We start from the raw sequence: 24,892 nt of genomic DNA on the forward strand, positions 1-24,892 counted from the left end.
CATGTTCTTAGTCCTATTTTGTTTTGTAAGGAATTTTCATTGTATCAATCGCTAGATCAGTTTCCGAAAAATTGGATTTTTAAACGTCAAGACCCAAAAGTTATGCCAGAAGATTTGCAGGCAATACGATTACTGAGTGAAGAAAGAGCGGCGCAAATTTGGCGAGATTATGTCAGTGATGGGCAGGTGCACCCTGATCACTTCACCGCGAACGATTGGCTTAACAAAGACGCAGCTAAAGTCACGGATGGGAAGTTGCAATGGGAAAAAGTGTGGGACAGTGAGCAGTCTGCCTTACCTGATGCGGTATTAGAGCACTTTGCTTCATGGGGAGAAGACACAACGGTTTTCTTTTGTTGTCATAGTGATGTGGTGTTTGAATTGCCATGGGGTGTTTTTCAGCGTTGCTGGAAAGCGTTTCTATTTCTAGATAATGGTCCTGTTTTGGTGGGCAAGAAAAAGAAACATGCGGCGCAATTTCATTCTAATGGTTGGATGAATTTATTGCTTCGTGTTGTCTAGCATGCTGCTGTCATTGCCCCGTTTGCGGCTCATTAGGCAGCGTTCGTTGAAAGTTTGGTAATAGTGAAGCAGCTGTTGGCTTTGCGACTCATGTCCTAAGGTGTGTAATAGCATGGCGGTCACTTCTGCCGTGGCAAATTGCATATCATGGCTGGCGTGGCGAACGAGAAAAGAGCGCTGGGCTGCGCTGCTTAGTTCAAAATGTGGGATGTGTTTTAACCACTCACTTTGATGAAACATCTTACTGGCTTGCTTCCAAGTGCCATCCAAGATGATGAAGCAATGTTTCTGATTTTCGTGTTGTATGGGCGTGAGTAGCACTCTTTGCTTTCTATTTTGACTTTGTGCCGTGTCAGTGTGCGGAAAAAGTACGGTGCATTGTTCTTTTTTACGGTTTAAATGTTGAATTAATTCGTCTGATGGTGCTGTTCTGCTCCACACGTATGCTTTGGTGTCGTTGGGAAAAAGATCTGCAATGAGTCGGCCGCTGTTGGTGGGTTTGTGTATTTCGTCTCGGTGAAATAGCAGGATAAACTCAACGGGGCAGGCTTGTTGTGCTCTTAAATGACAAAAACAAGCGAATTCGGCCATTAAGCAATTGGGGCAGCGAATTACATTGATGCCACGAGCTAAAAACGGGCGCTTGGATTCTGCTTTGCATTGCGTTCTTAATATATCGACACAGTGCTGTGTGTGAGTGTTTTTCATTGCGTTGTCGTCTTGTGTTGGCGTGTAGAGCGTTTTGCTCGAATACAAGTAGGCGCTATTATGATTTTTTTCTCGCCAATGTCTATTTTTTCTCGCCAATGTCTATTTTTTGTCGCCAATGTCTAAGTGGTATCTGTCGAGTGGAGCATATCGCTGACAAAACTCTGACAAAAAATATGCAAATACAGAGGAACGGGGTAAAACTTTGCTATTGTAGCTGTTCGTAATGATCAAGTCAGGATATGGTTCAGTTATTACTTTTTCGTGATGAGTTGTCTATGAGTCGTTATATCTCACCCGTTTTGTACATTCTTCTCATGTTGGTCGGTTGTGTTGCGTTTGTTTCAATAGCGGGTGTTCGTGTTGGGATGTTTGAACCTATCACAGGGTTTTCCATGTTACGTAAGAGTGTTTACTTCTCTCTTATTTTGTCATTGTTAGCGGTAGCGTCGCTGTGCGTCTGTCGTAAAGAAAAAAATCTAGCCAGTCAGCGTTTTTTCGCGTTAGTGCTGATCATTTCTTTTGTTTATAGTGTTATGTGGATAGGTTTTTATTTGCAAAGAACCAACTTGCCAAACATAAATGACATTACGACGGATACCGAGACTCCTCCCGCCTTTTTAAATGTCAATTTCATTCGCAGTTCCTCTGAAAATTCTGTTCGTTACGATCAAGCGTGGGCATCGATACAGGAAGAGCATTATCCTGGTGTGAAGCCGTTATTTTCCTCCAAAGATAAAGATACGGTGTTTGAATCGGCTTTGCGATTGGTTCAAGAGCGTGAATGGGAGGTTGTGGCCGTTTACTCGGGGGCGGGTATTATTGAAGCAACGGCCCGTACGCCAATTTTTGGTTTTCGCGATGATGTTGTCATAAGAATATCGCAACGCAATCAAAGCGAGATCCGGGTGGATATGAGATCATGCTCAAGAGTAGGCAGTGGCGACTTTGGCGTTAACGCTGAGAGAATCGAATCTTTCATGAAAGATCTGGCCACTGTATTAGACAGATCTTCTTTTCCAAGTCTTAATTCAATGCGTTAATTTGTTCTCGTGTTCACCTTTTAGACAGGCTAGACTCCTTCTACCTTATTTTGGGAGATGTGACAGTGGGTCTTCGTCAGCAACAAAAAGCCAATACTCGATCTAAAATCAAAATCATCGCTAAGCAAGCGTTTCTTACCCAAGGCATTGAAGCCACCAGCACGCGCTATTTAAGTGAGCAGGCGGGTATTGCCGTCGGGACTTTATTTGTGCATTTTCCTGATAAGCTGGCTCTGGTAAAAGACATTTTCTTTGACGAAATGGACGCTGCATTGCGTGCGGCTGTTGTCGATCAGAAGCCCAGTTCTTCTCCTATTGATTACCTCTTGCAAATGGCGCAAGCATTGTTTGATTTCTATGACAAATTCGCCGAATTTACACGTCAGGTGTTGCTAGACAGTTTGGCGAATGGCGGATTTCATACCCATCAAATGACGGTAATTTCAGACGGTATTGTTAAGCGATTCAAGCAGGTTGGGGTTGATGATAAAACCGCCTGTATTTTTGCGGAAAACATGATTGCCAATTATTGGTTTGTTTTATTAAACGGTGTGTCTAAAGGGGAATTAGGCCAGACGGCCATTGACCAATTACAACGGATGAACTTGCCTTTCGATGTGTCTTATCGAAATGCTCTTAAAAAGAAAGGCTAAGGAATTCATGGTTGTTTTTCTTGTTAACATTCCTAGATCAATTTAGGGTATTGGCTTTGCGATACGGACCTTGATAATCAAACAGCCTTTCAGTGACTTGCCAGTGTTGTTTTTGTTTTTTCGCGATCACAAAGTCGGGTATGGGTAAGTAGGGTAAAAAACGCTCTACGTCTTCAAGGGTTTCAAACGCAATAGATTGGCTGCCATTGGCGATTCGGCGTGCAAAGACATCATTAAATGTTTGGCGTGATTTTTTGAAGTTAAAGCGAAATATCTCCGACAGTGTTAAGCCGTCTTCATCATGGTAGGTGATTTTAAGGCTCTTATCTTTGCTGTTTATTTTGGGCGTGATGCCTGCACAGCGTAGTACTTTGTTGTCTTTTAAGTTAAGTGCGTTCCTGAGTAAGTCATCGGCGTCGATCAGTTTTTCCGCACAATGTTGGCATTGTCGTGCGGCGATGTCATTTTCTTCATTGCAATAGGGGCAGCGTTTAAAGCGAAAGCGGTAGGTACACTGTTCTTCTATACCGTCCGCTTCGATTAAGCCATGGCAGCGGCGCCCAAAATGTTCAAGGACATTGCCTTCAGCGTCTTTTCTCCCCCAGAAAGTGTTGGCAAAATCGCAAGCAGGGCAATGTATTTGTACAGCAACGGAATCTGGAGTTGGGCGTTTTTCTCCTATTTCTGGCTGGAAAATATTGTAGCCGTTGTTCGTGTAGTCCAAGACGAGACAGTCTTTTTTACCAGGGCTTAAGCGTAACCCTCGGCCAACAATTTGTTGAAATAGGCTAATAGATTGTGTTGGGCGTAAAATGGCAATAACGTCCACATGTGGCGCGTCAAATCCTGTGGTTAATACCGATACATTGACGAGGAATTTAATCTCCTTGGCTTTAAAAGCTGAGATCAAGGCGTCCCGGTGTTTTAGTTTGGTTTTGCCTGTTACGAGCGCCGTTTTGTCGGTGGGTAGATACCCAACAATTTCTTTCGCTTGATCAATGGTCGCGGCAAAAATCATCACACCTTGTCGATCGGTGCTTAGCTGAAGGATCTGCTCGGTGACGGCTTGGGTCACACGTGGGTATTTGTGAATAAGTTCATTTAACGCGATATCGTCGGTGTTTTGCTCTCCATCTAGGCTTTCAGTCAGTAGGCTAAAGTCATAATGAGCGATGGCCGCGTCATAATGAATGGGCGGGGTCAAATAGCCTTTCTTTACCATGTGTTGTAAGGGGAGTTCAAAAATGCATTTTTTGAAAAATCCCTCAGGGCAATGCCGAGTGTAGCCATGGTAATGATGTTGGTAGATCCAGCCGCTGCCTAAGCGGTAGGGCGTGGCGGTCAAGCCAAGAATTTTTACTTGTGGATTCAGTGTGCGAAAGTGCTCGATGGTCTTGAGGTATTGGCCTTCGTCTTCTATGCCAACACGATGGCATTCGTCGATAATGATTAAGCTGGCAGGGGCATTGAAATCAGAGAGATTGGCAGATAACGACTGAATGCTGGCGAAGGTTGTTTTTTCGGCGCTGTTTTTTTGTCTGAGACCCGCTGAAAAAATACCAGCAGATGTCCCGGTTGCGATAAATTTTGCGTGATTTTGTTCGACAAGCTCTTTGACATGAGCCAGGCAAACGACGCGACCTTTTGCCAATCGACTTAGTTCTGCTATGACCAAACTTTTGCCTGCGCCGGTAGGAAGCACAATAACCGCGGGGTCATTTGTATGACGAAAATGCGCCAAACAGGCGTCCACGGCTTGTATTTGATAGTCGCGTAATTGAAAGGTTTGGGTCATAAAAAGGGCGAAATCTTGGTGTTTTTGTGTGTGTGGCTACAGTATCATAACAGCCTACGTTATTTTGCCTTTTTAGAAGTGATTAATCTATCTATGTCTACCCATGTGCTTCCCGCCCCCCAACTTTATGTTGAGAATTCTATTCCGGCGTTTAGCCGTGAAGAACCGTTTGAAAATCTATTGATGGATTTGCAAACGAAAGGTTGGAGTGTTCAAGATGAATTTTTTTCTACGAACTTCACTCAGGCACTTATGGATGAAGCTGAAAGCATACAAAATGCTTTTATGTTGCAGGCGGGTGTGGGTCGAAAACAAGACCATCAAATTGTCTTGGATGCACGTCGTGATTACATTCAGTGGATCGATCCTGATAAACCTATACGCACAGACTTCTTAAAAATGATGGCTGAATTACGTGTTGCTCTGAATCGCCGTTTGTTTCTTGGTCTGTTTGATTATGAGGCGCATTTTGCTCGTTACGAAGAAGGCGCGTTTTATGAAAAGCATATAGACGCGTTTAAGGGAGAGAGTAATCGTATTTTGTCCACTGTGTTGTATTTGAACGAGGAGTGGCAAGAAGGCGATGGTGGCGAGCTGGTGATTTACGATGAAAATGACCCATCCATTGAGGTTGGACGGTTTTTTCCAAAGAAAGGCCGGTTGGCGGTTTTTTTAAGCGAATGTTTTTATCACGAAGTAAAGTTGGCGAATCGAACTCGTCACAGTATCGCCGGTTGGTTTCGTGTTAATAATACGACGGGGAGTACGCTTGATCCAGACCAATAAGTCTCTATAATACGCGCCTTGTTTAATTGCTCTGGTTTTACGTTCCAGATCGCATAGGAGAAAGTTATGTCTAAAGTCGTAGTGTGTGCCCTTTACAAATTTGTTGCTTTACCCCATTTTGAGTCCCTTCGTGAACCTCTTCAAAAAACCTTAGAAGATAACGGTATCCGTGGCACCTTGTTGCTTGCCAGCGAAGGTATTAACGGTACAGTGGCGGGGTCTCGAGAAGGTATTGATGCCATTTTGACATGGTTAGATCAACAGCCGGGCTTGGACAATATCGTATCCAAAGAATCTTACGATGAAGATATGCCTTTTTATCGCACAAAAGTTAAGTTGAAAAAAGAAATCGTCACCATGGGTGTTGAAGGCATTGACCCAAAGCGTGTGGTGGGTACGTATGTTAAGCCTCAAGATTGGAATGCGCTGATTTCTGATCCTGATGTGGTGCTGGTCGACACGCGAAACGATTACGAAGTGCAAATCGGTACCTTCAAAAACGCCATTAATCCAAAGACAGAAACCTTTCGTGAGTTTCCAGCGTACGTGAAAGAAAGCATGGACCCTGCAAAGCATAAAAAGGTCGCTATGTTTTGTACAGGCGGGATTCGTTGTGAAAAATCCACCGCTTACATGCTTGAGCAAGGCTTCGAAGAGGTGTATCACCTTGAAGGCGGAATCTTAAAGTACTTGGAAGAAGTGCCGAAAGAAGACACTCTATGGGAAGGTGAGTGCTTTGTTTTTGATAATCGTGTTTCGGTCAATCACGATTTGCAAAAAGGCGAATACGACCAGTGTCACGCGTGTCGTATGCCAATTACCGAAGAAGAAAAGCAGAGCGAACACTACATTCAAGGTGTGAGCTGTGTGCATTGCTTTGAAAAATTCACGGACGAACAGCGCCAGCGTTTTATTGAACGCGAGCGTCAGGTTCAGCTTGCTCGTGCGCGAGGTGAAGAGCATATTGGGGCGGATGTACTGGATGCCGTTGAGAAGCACCGTTTAGAAAAAGCCCTAGAAAAAGAGCGTCAACGCAAAGTGCGTGAATCTAAAGTAGGCTAGTTTGTCAATGTGTGTTCGAGAAAGCCTGCTCTGCACGGTTAACAGGTTTCTTGTCCACGCTTTTTAAATGGCACTATTTAAGCGGCTCTCTTAATTATTTTTAGTGAGTCGCCCTGTTTAATATCACAATTTTTCAAATGTCAGAAATTGATCAAAATTGATCCAAGAAATGACCTTTTGTGTTTTTTCTTCTGATTACCTAACTCTCTGTGCGCTTAGAATGGTTCCGAAATACGCTCTACTACCGTACAATAAAAAATCGCTTTTTATCAGCCAGTATCCATCATGAGTTATCAAGTTTTAGCACGTAAATGGCGTCCGCAGACGTTTCTTGACATGGCAGGACAAGACCACGTTCTTCAAGCCTTAGTAAACGCTTTGCGCCAACAGCGTTTACATCACGCCTATCTATTTACCGGAACGCGCGGTGTGGGTAAAACGACGATTGCGCGAATTTTTGCTAAGTGCTTGAACTGTGAGACCAACGGTATTACGCCTGAGCCTTGTGGAACTTGTGATAGCTGTAGAGAAATCGCTGAAGGTCGTTTCGTTGATCTGATTGAAGTGGATGCGGCCTCTCGAACCAAAGTAGAAGATACCCGAGAATTATTAGAAAACGTGCAATACGCACCCACTCGTGGTCGTTTTAAAGTCTACCTGATAGACGAAGTACACATGCTGTCGACGCATTCCTTCAATGCCTTGCTAAAAACCCTTGAAGAACCTCCGGCACACGTCAAGTTTTTGTTAGCAACCACAGATCCACAAAAATTGCCGGTCACTGTACTGTCCCGTTGTTTGCAATTCAATCTGAAGAATATGTCTTCTCAGCGCGTTGTGGATTATTTACAGACAGTCTTAAACGCTGAGCAAGTAGGCTTCGAGCAGGCGGCATTATGGCAAATTGGTCAAGCCGCCAATGGCAGTATGCGTGATGCCTTGAGTCTAACGGATCAAGCGATTGCGTTTGGTAATGGCGCTATTTCAGAATCGGGTGTGACCGCCATGTTGGGTTTGGTTAATCAAACTCAGGTGTTGGATTTGTTAGAAAGTGTCGCCGCGAAAAACGCCGCGAATGTTTTGTCCCGTATTGAAAAATTGGCCGACTATCAGCCGGACTTCACCGCTATTTGTGGCAGTTTACTAGATGTTCTGCATCGCATCGCTATAGAGCAGCAAGTGCCGGGTGCCTTAGAAGATCAACTGGGTGACTTAGCGAGAATTCGAGCAGTCGCGGCCAGCGTTAGTGCTGAAGAAATACAAGTCATGTACCAAAACTTGCTGATTGGTCGTCGCGATTTGCCTTTGGCTCACTCGGCAAGGGCGGGTTTTGAAATGCTCATGCTGCGCTTGATTGCATTTCGTCCAACGCCACCCATTGCGGTCAGCCATAGTGCTCCGCCCGTTGTGCAGCACACCCATACGGGCAGTAACGCGCACCCAGCCAACGCACAGCACAACTTTGCTCAGGCTGAGACTGAGCCAGAATCTGAATCAGAGCCTGAATATGCACCAGAGCCTGAACTTGTACCTGAGCCTGAATATACACCAGAGCTAGAGCCCAAAAATGCCCTAGAAGATCAAGTCGTCCCAGAACCAGAACCAGAACCAGAACCAGAGCCAGAGCCAGAGCCTTTGCTCGTACCTAGGTCTGAGGTTGACCATGCGCCGCCACCAAGCTCGTCGCCGTACGCTGAACATCCGCCTTGGGAAGAGGCACCTGTTGCTGACTTGCAAGACGAAGATGCGGTAGGGGATGAGGAGGACGAGCAGGTTAGGAGTATTGCCGATGTTGCAGACCCATATAACCCCGCCGCCGAATTAGTCGACGCGCTTGTCAGTTCGCCTGCTGAGCCTCTCGTCAGCGAGGAAAATATCGAGCCAGACACGCGATTATCAAAAATACCCGACACCATTGCTCAGCCTGCTTTAGGGTTACCTATGCCTGAACTAACGCATTTTAATCAGCTGACGATGCAGGTTTGGTGGTTACTGGCGCCCCGTTTGCCGCTGACAGGCTTGGTGCAAAACATTCTGATGAATTCCAGTTTAGTGGATGCCAGTGAACAAGGGATTCGTTTAGAGGTGCCATTAGAATACGGACACATGTTAAATCAACTTCGCTATGAACAAATACAGGGTGCATTGAGTGAGTTTTTCGCGATGCCTGTGCCCTTGATTATAGACACAGTAGAAGACACCAGTGGTGTGACCGCTGAAGAGTTTGCCGCCAGTAAGCGCGCTGAAGCCTTGCAGGTCGCAATCGAGCATTTGAATTCGCATCCCGTCGTGCAGGCATTATCTGCCACTATGGGCGCACAATTAGTTTATGATACGGTTAAAGTCAAAGCCTAAAATAGGAGTGTAGAGAGTATGTTTAAAGGTGGAATGGGTAATATGATGCGCCAAGCGCAGCAAATGCAAGAAAATATGCAAAAAGCCCAAGAAGAAGTGGCGAACATGGAAGTCGAAGGTCAGTCTGGCGCTGGCTTAGTGAAAATCTTGATGACAGGCCGACACGATGTGAAACGCGTTTCTATCGACGATTCTTTGTTTGGTGATGATAAAGAAATGCTAGAAGACTTGATTGCCGCGGCCGTTAACGATGCCGTACGCAATATCGAAGTCAGCCAAAAAGAAAAAATGGCCGCAGCGACAGCGGGTATGTCTTTGCCACCTGGTTTTAAAATGCCCTTTTAGGAGAGTGTGTTGTTTAGTCCCTTAATAAAAGAATTGATTGAGTCTTTGCGTTGTTTGCCGGGCGTTGGGCCAAGATCGGCCCAAAAAATGGCCCTGTACCTACTAGAGCGCGATCACCAAGGGGCAGACAGACTCGCGAACGCACTAAGAGAAGCGCTTGACAAAGTCGGGCGCTGCTCCAGTTGTCGTACTTTAACAGAAGAGACCGAATGTCAGTTGTGTCAAGACCCAGACCGCGATGCCAAGTCTTTGTGTATTGTTGAAACGCCCGCCGATGTGGTGGCCATTGAATCAGCCGGCAGTTTTAAGGGGCGCTACTTTGTACTCTTGGGGCATCTGTCACCGATTGATGGCATTGGCCCTGAAGAATTGGGTTTAGACCGTTTGGAAATTTTGGTTCAACACAATCAAGTAGAAGAAGCCATTATTGCCACTAACTCGACGGTAGAAGGTGAGGCCACTTGCCACTATATTGCTGAAAAATTAAAAACATTAAACATCAATGTAAGCCGTATCGCTCATGGCGTTCCTATGGGCGGTGAATTGGAATACGTTGATGGAAACACTCTGGCTTTAGCGCTAGAGGGACGGAAGAAACTCTAGTATGAATGATCAAGATGATGCTCTGAATATTGTTTGGGTAGCGGATAACACTTCGCTGGCCACTTGGTGTGATTATTGGGCGCAGCTGCCTGTGATCGCGGTGGATACGGAATTTATCCGTCGCAGTACCTATTTTCCGATCACAGGGTTAATCCAAATCAGTGAAGGCGACAAAGCGGTATTAATTGATCCATTAGCCATTGATGAATGGCAGCCGCTTAAAGCGTTAATGGTAAACCCGTCAGTAATGAAAGTTTTCCATGCCTGTTCTGAAGACATGGACGTTTTTGATCGTTTATTAGGTGTATTGCCGACGCCCTTTTATGACACCCAGATCGGGGAAGCTTACGCCAGTGCCCAATGGTCACTCAGTTACGTAAAGTTGATCTTTGAATATTTGCAGATAGCGGTAGATAAAGATGAAACGCGCTCAGACTGGTTGCAACGGCCTTTGACGGAGGCACAAAAGCGTTACGCGGCCTTAGATGTGGTGTATCTGGCAAAGGTTTACCCCATGCAAATCGCTCGTTTAGAAGCCAAAAATATGCTTGATTGGGTGATGGAAGACTGCGAGTCATTGAAGTGGCAATATCAAATGAATGCTGACCCAGAACAAAACTGGGATGGCGTGAAAACCGCATGGCGACTACCGCCTGCTGGCTTAACTCTGCTGCGCTTGTTGTTTATTTGGCGTGATGAGCAGGCTCGCAAAGAAGACGTTCCAAAAGGGCAGATTCTCAAAGATCGTACCCTTTGGTCGTTGGCAAAAATAATGCCTACGCATCACAAAGCCATTTCTGAAGCGGAAGAAATAACAGGGCGTCAACATCGCTTATACGGTGAAACGGTATTGAAAAAAGTGGCGCTGGTAAACGAACTGTCTGCAGACGAATATCAACGTCCTTTAGAAATTCCCTTGCCATCGCAAGCAGGCGAACTTACAAAAGCCATTAAATCTTTTGTGCGTGAGCGGGCTGATGCCTTAGACATTGCACCAGAAGCTATGATGAAACGTAAGTTATTAGATCCTTTGGTTCGACACCTTTTTGATGGCACAGACATCGATTGGCAAAACCCCGCTTTAACAGGCTGGCGTCGTAAGGAGATTGTTGATCCTGTGTTAGAAAAGTTTAATAAGTCTTAATAGTAAGCGTGTGAATTAAAAAAAGTCCCAGAAGGGCGTGATATCGCCAAGAGAAAACTATGAAACAACATTTAATTGTACAAGTGTTCCGTTCTACTAAATACGACGGGATGTATTTGTACGTAGAAAAAAGCAAAGGGTTAAAAGACGTTCCAGAAGAATTGATGGCGCGTTTTGGTAAAGGTATTAGTGCCATGACCATGCTGTTAACCAATGAAAGTAAGCTTGCTCGCGCAACACCTGAAAAAGTGACAAGCGAAATCCGAGAAAAAGGTTTTTATTTGCAAATGCCGCCAGCAAAAGAAGACTATTTGTTGGATTTGTATAAGACCCCCACACAAGCCGTTTATTAACTACTTGGATTGCGATCATGATTGCTAAGCGTTACGAGCCGTTTTGGAAGACCATTCCAATGGAGCAAATGTCTTCATCAGAGTGGGAGTCTTTGTGCGACGGTTGTGGCAAATGTTGTTTACAAAAGTTGCAAGACGATGAGACGGAAGAGGTGTATTACACTAATCTAGCTTGTCATCAACTGAACATTGCAACATGCCAGTGTAAAGTCTATGAAACACGCCAAGAAAAAGTCGCTAGTTGCGTGACGTTAACCGCAGGTCAGATTGATGTCTTTGAATGGCTGCCAGACACTTGCAGCTATCGCGTTTTGCATGAAACCAAAGATCTGCCAAACTGGCATCCTTTAGTGACTGGCAGCAACAAAGAAATGCTGCGCCAGGGATTAAGCGTTCGACATTATGCGGTTAATGAGCGTACTGTCAGTGAAGAAGACTGGGAAACACATGTTATTAAATGGGTCCATGGCATGCCGGAGCCTCATGAGATAGTGTGAATACCTGTGAGATAACATTAACAGTGTAACGTCGTTCAAGGAGTTCGCAAACGTGAAGTGGTTGAAAATCAATACTGTGTTGCTGTTATCCGTCCTTGTATTCAGCATGGCACCTCTTACTCAAGCGAGTACGCAGTTTCGTATCATTGTTGACGCCTCTGGCAGCATGCTGATCAGTGATCCCGACAAGTTAACCCCCGAGGCCTTACGTCTCATTTCTCAGCTTGCCCCTGAGGATGAGTCGACTTTGGGTGTTTGGCTGTTTGGTGAAGCGCCAAGGGTGCTGTTTCCTGAAGCCAAAGTTAACACTGAGACCAAAGCTAAGCTGGCGAATTTTTTACGAAACTACACAACAGAAGATGTGCAGACAGATCTAGAAGCCATTATTCGTATGCTGTTGGATACCCCAGATTTGGGGGACCTATCGACCGATTTTAATCGACATTGGATTCTGGTGACCGACGGAATGGTCGATATCAGTTTAGATGAAGCGGTGAATGACGCCTCACGAGAGCGGATTTTAAATGAGCTTACGACGCAACTTGTTGAGCGAAACGTGCATCTTCACACCATTTCTATTGCGGGTCATACAGATAAAGAACTGCTTCAATCCATCGCCTTGCAGACAAATGCTACCCATACTGAGGTGGCTTTTCCCGATGATTTACTGGATACCTTTGATCGCATTTTTACTCAGGCTTCCCCCTCCGAAGAGTTGCCCATCAATGGCAATCAATTTTCTGTGGACGCTGCAATAGAAGAGTTAACACTTCTCATGTTTCATGAGGAAGCACGCCAGCCCCGTATTCTTATGCCCAATGGCGACATCTTGCCATTGCAGAGCAATGACAAAGTGGCTCTCTCGGTGTCTGACCATTACACCTTGATCACCATACAAGATCCTGCGCAAGGGCTGTGGTCACTTAGGGATGTGGACTTAGAACGCAGTAGTGTACGAGTCATGACTAATTTAAGTGCCCGCATGAGTGTCTTGTCTTCCATTGTTTTTGAAGGAGAACCTATTCGTTCTGTAGCGAACCTTTTTGAGCAAGAAAACAAAATCACTGACAATGCGATATTAGATCTAGTGACAATAAAACAAACACTGATACACAATAACGGTGACATTAGAAACACCCTTTTTAGTGGTGACATGGTGCACTTTCAGGATCAATTTGAGCAAGAATATGAGGGTATTAGTGAGCCTGGATTGTACGAGCTAACTAGTGTTGTTGATGGTAAAACTTTTTCTCGACAAATCGTTCAGCAGTTTACTGTGCATCCTGCCATTGACTTTATCGGTGTACCAGTAGGAAACGACACCATCCGTTTTTCAGCTAAGCCTGTTAACTTAAAATTAAACCTGTTTGCTTCGAGTATTACCCTCCTATTCTCTTACCCCGATGGCACATCAGAGTCGATTTTAATGCCTTTGATTGGGCAAGGTTATTGGGAAAAAGCACTTTCAGTTGATGCTGGTCGTTATGTTAAGGTGAAAGCCAGATTAATTGGGGTCACGCAGTTTGGTAGGCGTTTTGAATATGAAACGCCTGAGTGGGTGGTTGGAAGAGACGCGGGTAAAGCCCCCATTGCTATTCGCAGTGACCGATTGACAAAAGAAGCTCTTTTTGCTTCGAATATTGCATCGCTGACAACGGCATCGGATACGGACAGCACCGCGCCTATGTTGGTGGCGCCTTCTATTACACTTGTGGATGACACAATGCGAGATATCGTGCCAGCCGATAATAATACGTCCATATCAGCTGAAGCAGAGGTGCGTAACACAGACGCCAATAATAATGCAGAAAGCATACTTTCTTCTAAAGACTGGATTCTGTATGTGTTATTAAATGTAGGCGGTATATTCATTATTGGTGGTGGTATCCTGTTGTATCGACGGATCAAAAAGAACACACCTACCTAAAAGAGACGAATAAAATCATGTGTGAGTTATTAGGCATGAGTGCCAATGTGCCAACAGATATTTGCTTTAGTTTTTCAGGCCTACGTGCCCGTGGCGGTCGTACTGGCCCACATAAAGACGGCTGGGGCATGGCCATGTACCGAGATGGCGACGTCTGGTCTATACATGATCCACGCCCTAGCGCCGATTCTGACATGGCTGAAGTCATCAGCCGTTCATCGCTAAAATGTGATATCGTCATTAGCCACATTCGTCAAGCCAATGTCGGGGCCGTGAGTCTGTTAAACACTCATCCGTTTCACCGTTTGCTTTGGGGGAAAACTTGGACTTACGCACACAATGGTCAATTAGAGTCATCTGGTTCGTTATCCATAGTGCATCACCATCCATTAGGGAGCACGGACTCGGAGAGAGCATTTTGCTGGATTGTGGAGCAACTGCAAGCGCGCTTTGGTGATCAGGAGCCGTCTTTAGATACCTTATCGACAGCCTTGTCTGAATTGTCTCTACAGTTAAAGCAACGCGGTGTGTTTAATATGATGTTGTCAGACGGTGTGCGTCTATATTGCTTTTGTACCACAAAGTTACACTGGATTACCCGCCGTGCTCCTTTTAAAAAAGCCACCTTGTCTGACGAAGAGGTGATTATCGACTTTAAAGAAGTTACCACAGACAAAGATGTTGTGACTGTCATCGCTACTCAACCACTGACCCACGACGAAACCTGGCAACAAATGGCTGAGGGAGAGCTGTGTGTATTCGAAGGCGGCGAAGTCGTCAGCCAGATAAAAGATGATCGTCTACCTAAAGCGTTGTAGATTCGATGATATTTGGGTTAAAGAATAATTTGCTGGTATTCTTGCGGCACGATTGACTTAACAGAGTAGAAAGAATGATTAATGACAACGATGTGATTGAGACCTTGGACGAGCTTGAGACGTTTTTGCGTTTAATAGAAGCCGGTGGTTTGGGGTTGAATAATGTATCGGGCGTGGCGTTGGCAACCAACAATGCCAATGGTCGTCCGTTTGTGGCGGTGCTGGATGATAATCAACAGTTATTACTGGGCCGCTGGGTCACTCCTTATGTGTTTGAAAATGGCAAAGACATGGTGCGTTACGGTACGAAAAAGCCGCATTAAATAGGTAAAAAAGTGCCCCCTCCCTGACCCTCCCCTTGAAAGACATAAAGGGGAGGGTACTAGACAGACAGTTCACACCCCTTGAGAGGCTAAGGGGAGGGAAGCAGTTTGCTCCTCCCCCTTACTAAGGGGGAGGTCGGGAGGGGGTTATCCATGTTAATGATTACTGAACCAATTCGTTGTTAGTAAATTCGCCTTCAAATAAAGCGGTAGACAAGTAACGTTCTCCTGAGTCTGGCAAAACCACGACGATTTTTTTGTCTTTAAATTCTGCTAGTTTGCTCAAGCGTTCCGCCGCAACGACAGCAGCACCACAAGAAATACCGCATAATATACCTTCTTCACGCATTAAGCGTTTTGCCATGGCAATCGCGTCTTCGTTGGTGACTTGCTCCACACGGTCTACCATCGAAAGGTCTAGATTTTTTGGTACAAAGCCTGCGCCAATGCCCTGGATTTTGTGTGGTGACGGTGTTGGGTCTTCGCCGTTTAGGGTTTGTGTAATAACAGGCGAGCTGGTGGGTTCTACTGCCACACTGATGATGGCCTTGCCTTGAGTGTTTTTAATGTAACGACTCACGCCTGTGATAGTACCGCCAGTGCCGACGCCAGCAACAAATACGTCAATGTCGCCATTGGTGTCTTGCCAAATTTCTGGGCCAGTGGTTTTTTCATGAATGTCAGGGTTGGCTGGATTATTGAATTGTTGCAGTAACACGAAGTTCTCGTCTTGAGCGATCTCTTCGGCTTTAGCAATCGCGCCTTTCATGCCTTTAGCAGGTTCCGTTAGGACGATCGTCGCACCAAGCGCTTTCATGACCTGGCGGCGTTCAATACTCATGCTGGATGGCATAGTGATGGTTATGGGATAACCACGAGAAGCGGCAACGAAACACAAGGCAATGCCTGTGTTACCACTCGACGCTTCTACAATGGATTTGCCTTTTGTCAGAATGCCTTTCTTTTCTGCATCCCACACCATGTTGGCGCCAATGCGGCATTTTACTGAAAAAGCAGGGTTACGAGATTCGAGTTTAGCCCAAATATTGCCATTGCCAATACGGTTTAGTCGTACAAGTGGTGTGTTACCAATGGTTAAAGAGTTGTCTTCAAAAATGTGTGCAGACATGCCGTGTCCTTTTTTGTTGATGGTTGAGATAGTCTGTGAATCGTGATCGCATCGTATTAGATGGGCCGCGAATGTTGTTCACTATAACCTTTAGGTTGGGATTAATGTTAGAATTTACAACCATATAGATAGAGGTTTTCGTGTAACCACGTCGCTTTGTTGGAAGCACAACCCTAAGACCTCTAACACCAACGGCGCTTTATTTGATTACCATTATTTTCTTTGCGCCAATTTTTTTCGCCAAGTAAAGGGATACAAGTTTACTTATCATGTCGACCAATGCCGTAATGACGCGTGACCGTCACCTTATTGATCAAAAACAAGCACAGCTGGCCAAGCGTCAAAAGAGCGGCTTGCCATTTGATAAAATGCAATCTGAGTTAAATGTACTCATTGAGCAGTCTGAAACCTTGTATCAAGCACGTTTGTCACGCCTGCCGAAAATCATTTACGACGAAAGCTTGCCTGTGGCCGCTCGTGCCGATGAAATCATCAAGGCGATTCAAGAAAACCAAGTGGTGATTATTGCAGGTGAGACGGGCTCTGGTAAAACCACGCAATTACCCAAGATGTGTTTGCAAGCCGGCCGCGGTATCGCAGGTCTTATTGGTCATACGCAACCAAGGCGAATTGCGGCGCGTAGTGTGGCGGAACGCATCAGTGATGAGTTGCAAGTTAAGTTAGGCGAGCAAGTGGGCTTTCAGGTGCGTTTCAGTGACGAAAGCAACGAAGAAACCCTAATTAAACTGATGACCGACGGTATTTTGCTGGCAGAGATCCAACAAGATAAACGCCTGTATAAATACGACACCATTATCATCGATGAAGCCCATGAGCGCAGTTTGAACATCGATTTTCTGTTGGGGTATTTAAAGCAGGTATTGGCGGCCCGTCCCGACCTGAAAGTCATTGTGACGTCGGCCACCATCGATGTAGAGCGTTTTTCTGAGCACTTTAACAATGCGCCTATCATTGAAGTGTCTGGCCGTACTTATCCGGTAGAAGTGCGTTATCAGCCCTTGATGAGCAAGTCGGATTCTGAAGAGCTAGACGAAGACCAAAGCATGGAGCAAGGCATTCTTGATGCGGTAGAGCTGTTGATTGCCGAAGAGCGTCAATCTGGCTATCGCGGTGCAGGGGACATTCTGGTGTTTTTGCCAGGGGAGCGAGAAATTCGCGACACCGCTGAAATCTTACGTCGTGCTGAGTTGCGCAATACTGAAGTCTTGCCGCTTTATGCTCGTTTGAGTGCCAGCGAACAGCAGCGTATTTTCAAATCCCACTCTGGGCGCCGTATTGTCTTGTCGACCAATGTGGCGGAAACTTCGTTGACGGTACCGGGTATTCGCTACGTCATTGACCCAGGTTTAGCGCGCATTAGTCGCTACAGTGTACGTTCTAAAGTTCAGCAATTGCCCATTGAAAAAATCAGCCAAGCCAGCGCCAATCAGAGGGCGGGGCGATGTGGTCGTGTAGCGGATGGTATTTGTATTCGACTCTATGACGAGGCTGATTTTAATAATCGAGCTGAATTTACTGATCCAGAAATTTTCCGCACCAACTTGGCCTCGGTTATTCTGCAAATGGCCAGTTTAAAGTTAGGGGCGGTGGAAAAATTCCCCTTCGTTGAAATGCCTGACAAGCGCATGATCAACGATGGGTATCAAGCCCTCACTGAGCTAGGCGCTTTAGATAAAGAGCGCCTGACACCGATTGGTCGACAGCTCGCTAAGTTGCCCATTGATCCGAAATTAGGCCGAATTCTCATTGCTGCCGAGCAGCACAGTGTGCTCAAAGAAGTGGCGGTGATTGTCAGCGCCTTGTCCATACCGGACCCGCGGGAACGACCGCAAGACAAAAAAGCACAGTCAGATCAAGCTCACGCAATCGATAAAGATGAAGACTCTGATTTCGCTGTATTCTTGAATTTGTGGGAGCGGTTTGAAGAGCAGCGCCAAGCGCTATCACAGAACCAGTTACGTCAGTATTGCCGTAAGCAATTTTTAAACTTCATGCGCATGCGCGAGTGGCGAGATATTCATCGCCAAATCATGATTGCCTGCAAGCAGCTTGGCTTTAAAGAAGTACACCATGCGGAGCGCCATTATGAAGCGATTCATCGTTCGTTATTAGCGGGCTTGTTTACCCAAGTCGCCAATAAAATGGAAGACAGCAAAGAAATGCTGGGGTGTCGCTCGCGTAAGTTGGCGATTTTTCCGGGCTCTATGTTATTCAAAAAACCGCCACAGTGGATTATGGCCGCGGAATTGGTGGAAACCAGTAAGCTTTATGCACGCGTTGCTGCACGTATTGATCCTGCTTGGATTGAAGAGTACGCGGCACCCTTTGTCAAACGCCAGTACTTTGATCCGCATTTTGAGCGTAACCAAGGTCGTATTATGGCCCACGAACAAGTGTCGCTTTATGGCTTGGTGATTGTGGCGAAACGCCGTATGGATTATGGCCATGTTAATCCAGCAGAGGCTCGTGAGATTTTTATTCGTTCTGGTCTAGTGGAAGGCGAGCTGCGCACTAAACAGGCTTTTTATCGCAAAAACAAAGCCTTGATTGAGTCCTTAGAAACCCAAGAAGCCAAATTGAGAAAGCGCGATATTTTGGTCGATGACGAAACCGTTTTCGCTTTTTACAATCAGCGTTTACCTGATCACGTGCGTAACACAAAAAGTTTAGAGCACTTTGTGAAAACCGCACCGGATGCCTTGTTAATGACTCGGCAAGATTTGGTGAATCAAGATATCACAGTGGATGACATGGCTTTTCCTGATTCGTTTGGTTTGAACGGGGTGGCGTTACCCATTGATTATAAATTTGAGCCAGGCAAAGAGACCGACGGCGCGACTTTAAAAGTGCCCGTTGGCTTGTTAAGACAGCTTAGTTTAGAGGATCTAGGTTGGGCGGTGCCTGGTTTTATTAAAGAGCGTTGCGAGGCCTTACTTCGAGGCCTGCCCAAAGCCTTGCGCCGCCGTTTTGTGCCGATTCCGCAGTTTGTGGATCGTGTATACCCGAATTTATCGAAAGATAAGGGGGATTTGCTTGAGCAACTGAGCTTGCAAATCAAGCGTGAGACTTTGATCGATATTCCACTGAATGAATGGAATGCGGAAAAGCTTGATTCACACTTAACCTTGAATTTAGAGGTGGTGGATGAACGCGGTAAAGTGCTGGGTACGGGCAAAAGTTTGGGGCAACTGCAAGCGAAGTTTAGTGACTTAGTAGAAGAAAGCTTCGCGAAGTTTGGCACTAAACAGCATGAGAAGGAAGGCTTAACGACTTGGCCTGAGCAAGGTATTCCTGAGCTTCAAGAGATTAAGCAAGCGGGCATTAAGGTCACAGCGTTTCCCGCTTTGGTAGCCCAAGGCGACAGTGTTTCGTTGAAGATGTTTGACGATCAAAACACGGCAATAGAAACGCATCGAAAGGGCGTCATTACCTTGCTTAAGGTGACTTTGAGTAAAGAAATGCGCTATTTGCAAAAAAATCTGCCACATTTAAAAGAGTCCATGCTGATTTTCTCCCCTTTGGGTCAAAAAGAGATCCTCTTAGACGACTTGTTAAATGCCGTTTTGGATAAGGTGTTTTTAGATGGGCGGCCTTTGCCGAGATCGAAGCAAGACTTTGAGCAGACGGTGCAAACTCATAAATCCAGTCTAATCGCCGTAGCGAATGATATGGCTGAGCAGCTTTATCGCGTTTTGTCATCTTATCAAGGGGTGGCGAAGAAGATGAAAGGCAATATTCCACTGCCGTGGACGCGGGTTTTTGGGGATATTAAGGTGCAATTAGAACACCTTATATATCCGGGATTTATCGGTAATACGCCACTGTTTTGGTTGGGGCAGTTACCGCGCTATTTTAAAGGCATCGAAGTGCGTCTAGAGCGTTTTCAGAATCATTTGAACAAAGAAAATCAATGTGTTACTGAGCTTGAATCCTTGTGGCAAACCTATGCAAAACAGAAAAAAGCCCATGATGAAAAAGCCTTGTATGACCCAGAATTGATCAAGTATCGCTGGATGTTAGAAGAATACCGAATATCTCTGTTTGCTCAATCGGTTGGTACGCTAGAGCCCATTTCCGATAAACGTTTAAAAAAACAGTGGCAAGAAGTAAAAAAATTGGTTTAGTCTTATATTGAATTTAATAGAGATTTTATAGGTAAAGTAAAATGCACAATGTCATAAGCGCTTTGTTGTTGAGTTTGCTGATGGGTTTTTCTCAGCCCGCGTTAGCCGCAACAGAAGAAGATCCATGGGAAGGCTTTAACCGTGCTATGTTTACTTTTAATGATGCGGTTGATGGCGCTGTACTAAAACCCGTTGCAGAAGGCTACAAGGCAATTACACCGAATCCAGTACAAAAGGGCGTCAGTAATTTCTTTTCTAATTTAGGTGAGATTGGCAACATCACTAATAATTTATTGCAAGGTAAATGGGACGAGACAGCTTCGTCGACGTTTCGTTTTCTGATTAACAGCACCGCAGGCTGGTTCGGTATTTTTGATGTGGCGAGTGAGCTGGGTTTACAGCATTATAAAGAAGACTTTGGTCAGACCTTGGGCTACTGGGGCGTGACATCAGGACCTTATCTAGTATTGCCTTTTTTAGGGCCCTCTACTGTCCGTGATACGTCGGGATTGGCTGTGGAGTTTTCCTACATTGATGAAAAAAGCATTCTGGACCCTAATAGTGACGAAAAGCTAGGTTTGTTGGGGTTGGACATTGTGGAAACGCGCGCTCGTTTGTTAAGTGCTGAGTCAATGATCATTGGCGATAGGTACAGTTTTGTTAGGGATGTGTATCTGCAAAGCCGCGCTTTTGCTGTTTATGATGGTAATCCTCCTAGAAAAGGCTCTGCCAGAAAGGGCGAGTTGCCCGATGATTCCTCAGATTTTAGCGAAGAAGACAGTTGGGGTGAAGAAGACAGTTGGGGGGAGGCAGATAGCTGGAGCGAGTGATCTTTTCAATAATTAAAAATGCTCAGACTCACCCTAAGTAGGCTTTTATTTACAATAGATTACACAAGCTTGTGTCATACTTAGACACGACTGTGGTGGGAGAAGGCTAATGGGTTTTTCCAAAATGTTTTTTAACATGGTTCTATTTTTAATTGCGTCTATGGCGTCTAACACGGCGTTGAGTCAGAACTTCCCTAATAGACCTCTTACCATGATGATTGGTTTTAATGCGGGTGGCAGTACGGATTTACAAGCTCGTGTTTTGGCTCCTATTTTAGCGGAAATTTTAGGTCAGCCTGTCAATATATTGCACATGCCGGGCGCTGGCGGCAGTGTTTCTGCGGCTATGTTAGCGAATAGCAAGGAAGGCGGGTATGTTTTCCAATATGGTTTGTCAACGCCTTTTGTGATGTCTCCTCTAGTAACCAAAACTTCCTATGACGCTACCAGCTTTCGTTATGTAGCGGGCGTTACTTTAGATCAACTGGCGTTTGTGACTGGAGGGAGCAGCCCTTTTGCAGATTGGGAAGGCTTTGTAGCCTATGCAAAGCAGAATCCTGATCTCGTATACGCAACGCAGAATCAGTTTGATCGTTTGATTATTAATCGCATAGCCAAAAAGGAAGGCATTTCATTGCGTATTGTTCCAACCACAGGTGGAGCTGGTATGGCGCCGTTGGTGCTTTCTGGTGATGCCCTGCTTGCTTTTAGCGGCGGTACACACAGTGTCTACACAGAAAAAGGTCAAATGCGTGTTTTAGCCAGCCTGACCAGTTCGCGATTAGCGTATTATCCTTCTGCGCCTACGTTAAGAGAGCTAGGTTATGATGTGAGTATGAATCCTATCCGTGTGGCTGCGGTGCCGAGTAATACCAGTGATGAAGAGGTGGCTATATTGGCCGCCGCCTTTGAAAAAGCCGCGCAACATCCACGCTTTATTGCGGTGACAGAAAAAACGATTAAGATGCCGGTTGTTTTCATGGACGAACCCACATTAAAGGATTTATTTTCCCGTCAGGTGGCAAAATACCAAAGACTCCTTAACGAGGCTAATTAATGTATTTATTCTCTGTGGTTAATTTTTAATATGCCATCTAAAAGATTCAATTCTTCTGAACGCCGACCTCGCTTTTTTGAGTTGAAGTTTACCACGCGTATTGCCTTAGTATTTGGCGCATTGGGTTTGTTGACTTTGTTGGTAAGCATGCTTTACGCCTATCGGGCAGCAGAGCAGAGTTTGGATCTAGAAATCCACAATGCACTACAGCAGAGACAAAAAACGATTGAAAACTTGGTCTCAATTCGCTTGAGCCTGCTGGATGTATATTTGCAGAGCTCGGCCGCCAATCGAATATTTAGTTCGATCGACAATGGAAATGAAAGTGGCATTAGCATGATGGCAGAAGACATGGCTTTCATGTTTCAAGACTCTGCATTAGGAGCTAACCTAGACATATTTTTTATTACGAACACCAACAATGAGTTAGTCTACGATGCTGGCTTGCCTCTTTATGACATCAGTGCTTTCTTTGAGGAAATGCGATCGCCTTTTCTTTATGCAAATCGCTGGAGTTTGGTAAACTCAGGTAATTTGAACGCATTAATTAAATCTGTTCCATTGTTTGATCCTGCCACTATTCAGCTCAAAGGTTATATGTTTATAGGCCTTGCAATCGGACAGAATAGAGAGTTCGTTGCCGATGTGGCGCAACAAATTGATGTTGATATCCTTAAAATCGGGACAAATAACAAGCCATGGCAACGATACTCTGGCGTAAATTTCGTCAGTGAGCCAGCACGATTCCCTCTTTTGGGTACAGTCGATAAAAGTAACGATGTGTACCTTATGCGTCAGGTTATTTCGTTACCCAACGACATAAATAAGATTTGGGCTGAGGTAGGTCTGTCAGCCGATCGCTTTCCCTCTATAACCGAGACATATCAGCAGACATTTTATTTGTTGTCTGGTGGTTTTATTGTCGTGCTGCTGATCGCTGCCAGCTTAATTCATATCAGTCACACTAAAAATGTGGCTCGGCTAATGGATTTCATCAGAGAGATTCAAGGTGGTTCTAGGGGCGTTCAATATGAAAAAGGGGGCATTAAAGAATACAATCAGGTGGGGTATGCCATGCAGGAGATGGTACATGACCTCAATATCGCAGCGACTGTGTTTGAATCCGCGGAGGGCATGATTGTTACCGACCCAGATCAGAAGATATTACGTGTCAATCGGGCGTTTACCGAAATAACGGGGTACAGTGTGAGTGAAGCCTTAGGTCGTCCTTTAGACTTTATTCAGTCCGATCACAATAATGCGGTCTTTTTGAGAGAAATGAACGACGCTTTAGTTAATAAGGGATTTTGGCAAGGTGAAGTGTGGAACACCCGTAAGAACGCGGAAGAGTACTTACAATGGATCAGTATTACAGCCGTTCAATCTGAGAGTAGCGAACACGTTAACAACTATGTGGTTACCTTGATCGATGCGACACAAAGAAAAGCCGCAGAAAACAAAATCACGCAGCTAGCTTTTTATGACCAATTAACCGGATTACCTAATCGCCAGTTGTTAATGGATAGGCTTAATCATGCCATTGCAGCGAGTGTCCGACAGAAAAGGTCGGGGGCGATTCTATTTATTGACCTAGATGATTTCAAAACCTTAAACGATACTCGAGGTCACGATGCGGGGGACATCCTGCTTCAGCAGGTAGCAGATCGATTAGTTAATAATGTTCGTAAAGATGACACGGTTGCCCGCATTGGAGGTGACGAGTTTATTATTTTGCTGGAAGATTTAGATGAGGACATTAACATCGCCTCACAGCAAGTGGAACTGCTAGCAGAACAGCTGCTTAAATCTTTGTCGGCACCTTATCGTATTTTGGCGATTGAATATTTCAGTACGCTCAGCATTGGTATTACCTTGTTCCAAGGGGACCAAGTGTCTTACGAAGAGTTACTAAAACAAGCTGACCTTGCCATGTATCAATCAAAGGCCGCTGGGCGCAACACACGGCGCTTTTTCGATCCTTCTATGCAAGCGAGAGTCTTGGAGCATGCCGAACTGGCGAATGACGTTCGCAAGGGAATGACAAATAAAGAGTTTGTGCTGTTTTTTCAGCCACAAATAGACACTAATTTGAACATTATTGGTGCTGAGGCATTGATTCGATGGTACCACCCAACACGCGGCTTGGTGACTCCAGGGCATTTTATTGACGTGGTAGAGGAGACAGGTCTGATTTTACCGCTCGGTCAATGGGTGCTGGATAGAGCCTGTCAAGTGATCGCTCAATGGGAAAATGCGAGCTCGACAAAGAATCTCACGTTATCAGTCAATATCAGTGCTCGACAGCTGATGCAAAGCGATTTTGTTGAGCAGGTGATGGCGTCGCTGAAGCGAAGTGGCGCAAATCCTCAGCGTTTGAAACTAGAACTGACGGAAAGTATGTTGTTGAATGATGTGCAAGATACGATTTTAAAAATGAATTTATTGGGTGATCAGGGAGTATCCTTTTCGCTAGACGATTTTGGTACAGGTTATTCTTCGCTTTCCTACTTACGTCAGCTGCCACTTGAGCAACTAAAAATAGATCAGTCTTTCGTACAAGACCTTGAAAACCAAACCACTATAGCGCAAACCATAGTGACACTAGCCAAGGGGCTAGATATGTCTGTGATCGCAGAAGGTGTCGAAACGGAAGAGCAGTATAGGGCGCTTGCACTTTATGGCTGTGAAGCTTATCAAGGATTTTATTTTGGTCGACCTATGCCGCTAAATGACTTTTTAGCGAGAGTCGAACATCACTTAGGCACGTAAGAGTTATTCCGTTGAAAAGCACAAAGAA

At 45.2% G+C, this 24,892-nt stretch carries 21 protein-coding genes; 18 read left to right on the forward strand and 3 right to left on the reverse strand.

The window, feature by feature from the left end; translation table 11 throughout:
• Positions 1-39: 39 nt before the first annotated feature.
• Entirely contained in the window at positions 40-522 is a 483-nt protein-coding gene (locus EBI00_RS09065) for a DUF2947 family protein (protein ID WP_123095611.1), read from the forward strand.
• Here EBI00_RS09065 and EBI00_RS09070 read toward each other — a convergent pair.
• Positions 502-1,230, reverse strand: coding sequence for a tRNA-uridine aminocarboxypropyltransferase (locus EBI00_RS09070; protein WP_123095612.1), 729 nt, complete (start codon positions 1,228-1,230; stop codon positions 502-504). The genes EBI00_RS09065 and EBI00_RS09070 overlap by 21 nt on opposite strands.
• A gap of 278 nt (positions 1,231-1,508) precedes the next feature.
• Here EBI00_RS09070 and EBI00_RS09075 point away from each other — a divergent pair, with 278 nt between their 5' ends.
• The gene (locus EBI00_RS09075) at positions 1,509-2,273 is read left to right on the forward strand and encodes a DUF1499 domain-containing protein (protein WP_123095682.1); all 765 of its coding nucleotides are present in this window, start codon (positions 1,509-1,511) and stop codon (positions 2,271-2,273) included.
• Between the two features lie 65 nt (positions 2,274-2,338).
• Positions 2,339-2,926: a TetR/AcrR family transcriptional regulator gene (locus tag EBI00_RS09080; protein ID WP_123095613.1), complete on the forward strand. Its 588-nt coding sequence runs from the start codon at positions 2,339-2,341 to the stop codon at positions 2,924-2,926.
• A gap of 37 nt (positions 2,927-2,963) precedes the next feature.
• Here the strand turns inward: EBI00_RS09080 and radD are convergent, their stop codons facing one another.
• Positions 2,964-4,721 carry a DNA repair helicase RadD gene (radD, locus tag EBI00_RS09085; RefSeq protein WP_123095614.1) on the reverse strand — a complete coding sequence of 586 codons (1,758 nt, stop codon included), beginning with the start codon at positions 4,719-4,721 and terminating at the stop codon, positions 2,964-2,966.
• Between the two features lie 30 nt (positions 4,722-4,751).
• Here radD and EBI00_RS09090 point away from each other — a divergent pair, with 30 nt between their 5' ends.
• The 11 genes from EBI00_RS09090 to EBI00_RS09140 all read left to right on the forward strand — a co-directional run bounded on the left by EBI00_RS09090 (position 4,752) and on the right by EBI00_RS09140 (position 14,934).
• The gene (locus EBI00_RS09090) at positions 4,752-5,507 is read left to right on the forward strand and encodes a 2OG-Fe(II) oxygenase (RefSeq protein ID WP_241556995.1); all 756 of its coding nucleotides are present in this window, start codon (positions 4,752-4,754) and stop codon (positions 5,505-5,507) included.
• A 66-nt stretch (positions 5,508-5,573) separates the two neighbouring features.
• Complete coding sequence (gene trhO, locus EBI00_RS09095) at positions 5,574-6,569, forward strand: oxygen-dependent tRNA uridine(34) hydroxylase TrhO (RefSeq protein ID WP_123095615.1); 996 nt, start codon at positions 5,574-5,576, stop codon at positions 6,567-6,569.
• 285 nt (positions 6,570-6,854) lie between these two features.
• The gene (gene dnaX, locus EBI00_RS09100) at positions 6,855-8,924 is read left to right on the forward strand and encodes a DNA polymerase III subunit gamma/tau (RefSeq protein ID WP_123095616.1); all 2,070 of its coding nucleotides are present in this window, start codon (positions 6,855-6,857) and stop codon (positions 8,922-8,924) included.
• 18 nt (positions 8,925-8,942) lie between these two features.
• On the forward strand, positions 8,943-9,269 hold the full coding sequence (locus EBI00_RS09105) for a YbaB/EbfC family nucleoid-associated protein (RefSeq protein ID WP_123095617.1): 327 nt from the start codon (positions 8,943-8,945) through the stop codon (positions 9,267-9,269).
• Between the two features lie 9 nt (positions 9,270-9,278).
• Positions 9,279-9,872 carry a recombination mediator RecR gene (recR, locus tag EBI00_RS09110; protein WP_123095618.1) on the forward strand — a complete coding sequence of 198 codons (594 nt, stop codon included), beginning with the start codon at positions 9,279-9,281 and terminating at the stop codon, positions 9,870-9,872.
• Between the two features lies 1 nt (position 9,873).
• A complete protein-coding gene (rnd, locus tag EBI00_RS09115) occupies positions 9,874-11,016 on the forward strand; it encodes a ribonuclease D (RefSeq protein ID WP_123095619.1) in 1,143 nt (380 codons plus the stop codon).
• Between the two features lie 59 nt (positions 11,017-11,075).
• On the forward strand, positions 11,076-11,369 hold the full coding sequence (locus EBI00_RS09120) for a YcgL domain-containing protein (RefSeq protein WP_123095620.1): 294 nt from the start codon (positions 11,076-11,078) through the stop codon (positions 11,367-11,369).
• A gap of 17 nt (positions 11,370-11,386) precedes the next feature.
• Positions 11,387-11,866, forward strand: coding sequence for a YcgN family cysteine cluster protein (locus EBI00_RS09125; RefSeq protein WP_123095621.1), 480 nt, complete (start codon positions 11,387-11,389; stop codon positions 11,864-11,866).
• A 52-nt stretch (positions 11,867-11,918) separates the two neighbouring features.
• Positions 11,919-13,793, forward strand: a complete 1,875-nt coding sequence (locus tag EBI00_RS09130) for a VWA domain-containing protein (RefSeq protein ID WP_123095622.1) — start codon at positions 11,919-11,921, stop codon at positions 13,791-13,793.
• Between the two features lie 17 nt (positions 13,794-13,810).
• The gene (locus EBI00_RS09135) at positions 13,811-14,611 is read left to right on the forward strand and encodes a class II glutamine amidotransferase (RefSeq protein ID WP_123095623.1); all 801 of its coding nucleotides are present in this window, start codon (positions 13,811-13,813) and stop codon (positions 14,609-14,611) included.
• Between the two features lie 74 nt (positions 14,612-14,685).
• Positions 14,686-14,934: a hypothetical protein gene (locus EBI00_RS09140; RefSeq protein ID WP_123095624.1), complete on the forward strand. Its 249-nt coding sequence runs from the start codon at positions 14,686-14,688 to the stop codon at positions 14,932-14,934.
• Positions 14,935-15,097: 163 nt separating this feature from the next.
• Here EBI00_RS09140 and cysK read toward each other — a convergent pair whose 3' ends face one another.
• Positions 15,098-16,063 (reverse strand): cysteine synthase A, encoded by a 966-nt coding sequence (gene cysK / locus EBI00_RS09145; RefSeq protein WP_123095625.1) that lies wholly within the window; start codon positions 16,061-16,063, stop codon positions 15,098-15,100.
• A 269-nt stretch (positions 16,064-16,332) separates the two neighbouring features.
• Between cysK and hrpA the strand changes: the two genes are divergently transcribed.
• From hrpA to EBI00_RS09165, 4 genes are all read left to right on the forward strand, one after another.
• On the forward strand, positions 16,333-20,208 hold the full coding sequence (hrpA, locus tag EBI00_RS09150) for an ATP-dependent RNA helicase HrpA (protein WP_123095626.1): 3,876 nt from the start codon (positions 16,333-16,335) through the stop codon (positions 20,206-20,208).
• A 41-nt stretch (positions 20,209-20,249) separates the two neighbouring features.
• Complete coding sequence (locus tag EBI00_RS09155) at positions 20,250-21,038, forward strand: MlaA family lipoprotein (RefSeq protein ID WP_123095627.1); 789 nt, start codon at positions 20,250-20,252, stop codon at positions 21,036-21,038.
• A gap of 109 nt (positions 21,039-21,147) precedes the next feature.
• Positions 21,148-22,095: a tripartite tricarboxylate transporter substrate binding protein gene (locus EBI00_RS09160; RefSeq protein WP_123095628.1), complete on the forward strand. Its 948-nt coding sequence runs from the start codon at positions 21,148-21,150 to the stop codon at positions 22,093-22,095.
• A gap of 30 nt (positions 22,096-22,125) precedes the next feature.
• Positions 22,126-24,864: an EAL domain-containing protein gene (locus EBI00_RS09165; protein WP_123095629.1), complete on the forward strand. Its 2,739-nt coding sequence runs from the start codon at positions 22,126-22,128 to the stop codon at positions 24,862-24,864.
• Positions 24,865-24,892: the final 28 nt, after the last annotated feature.

It is taken from the genome of Marinomonas hwangdonensis (assembly GCF_003721245.1).
GTDB lineage: Bacteria > Pseudomonadota > Gammaproteobacteria > Pseudomonadales > Marinomonadaceae > Marinomonas > Marinomonas hwangdonensis.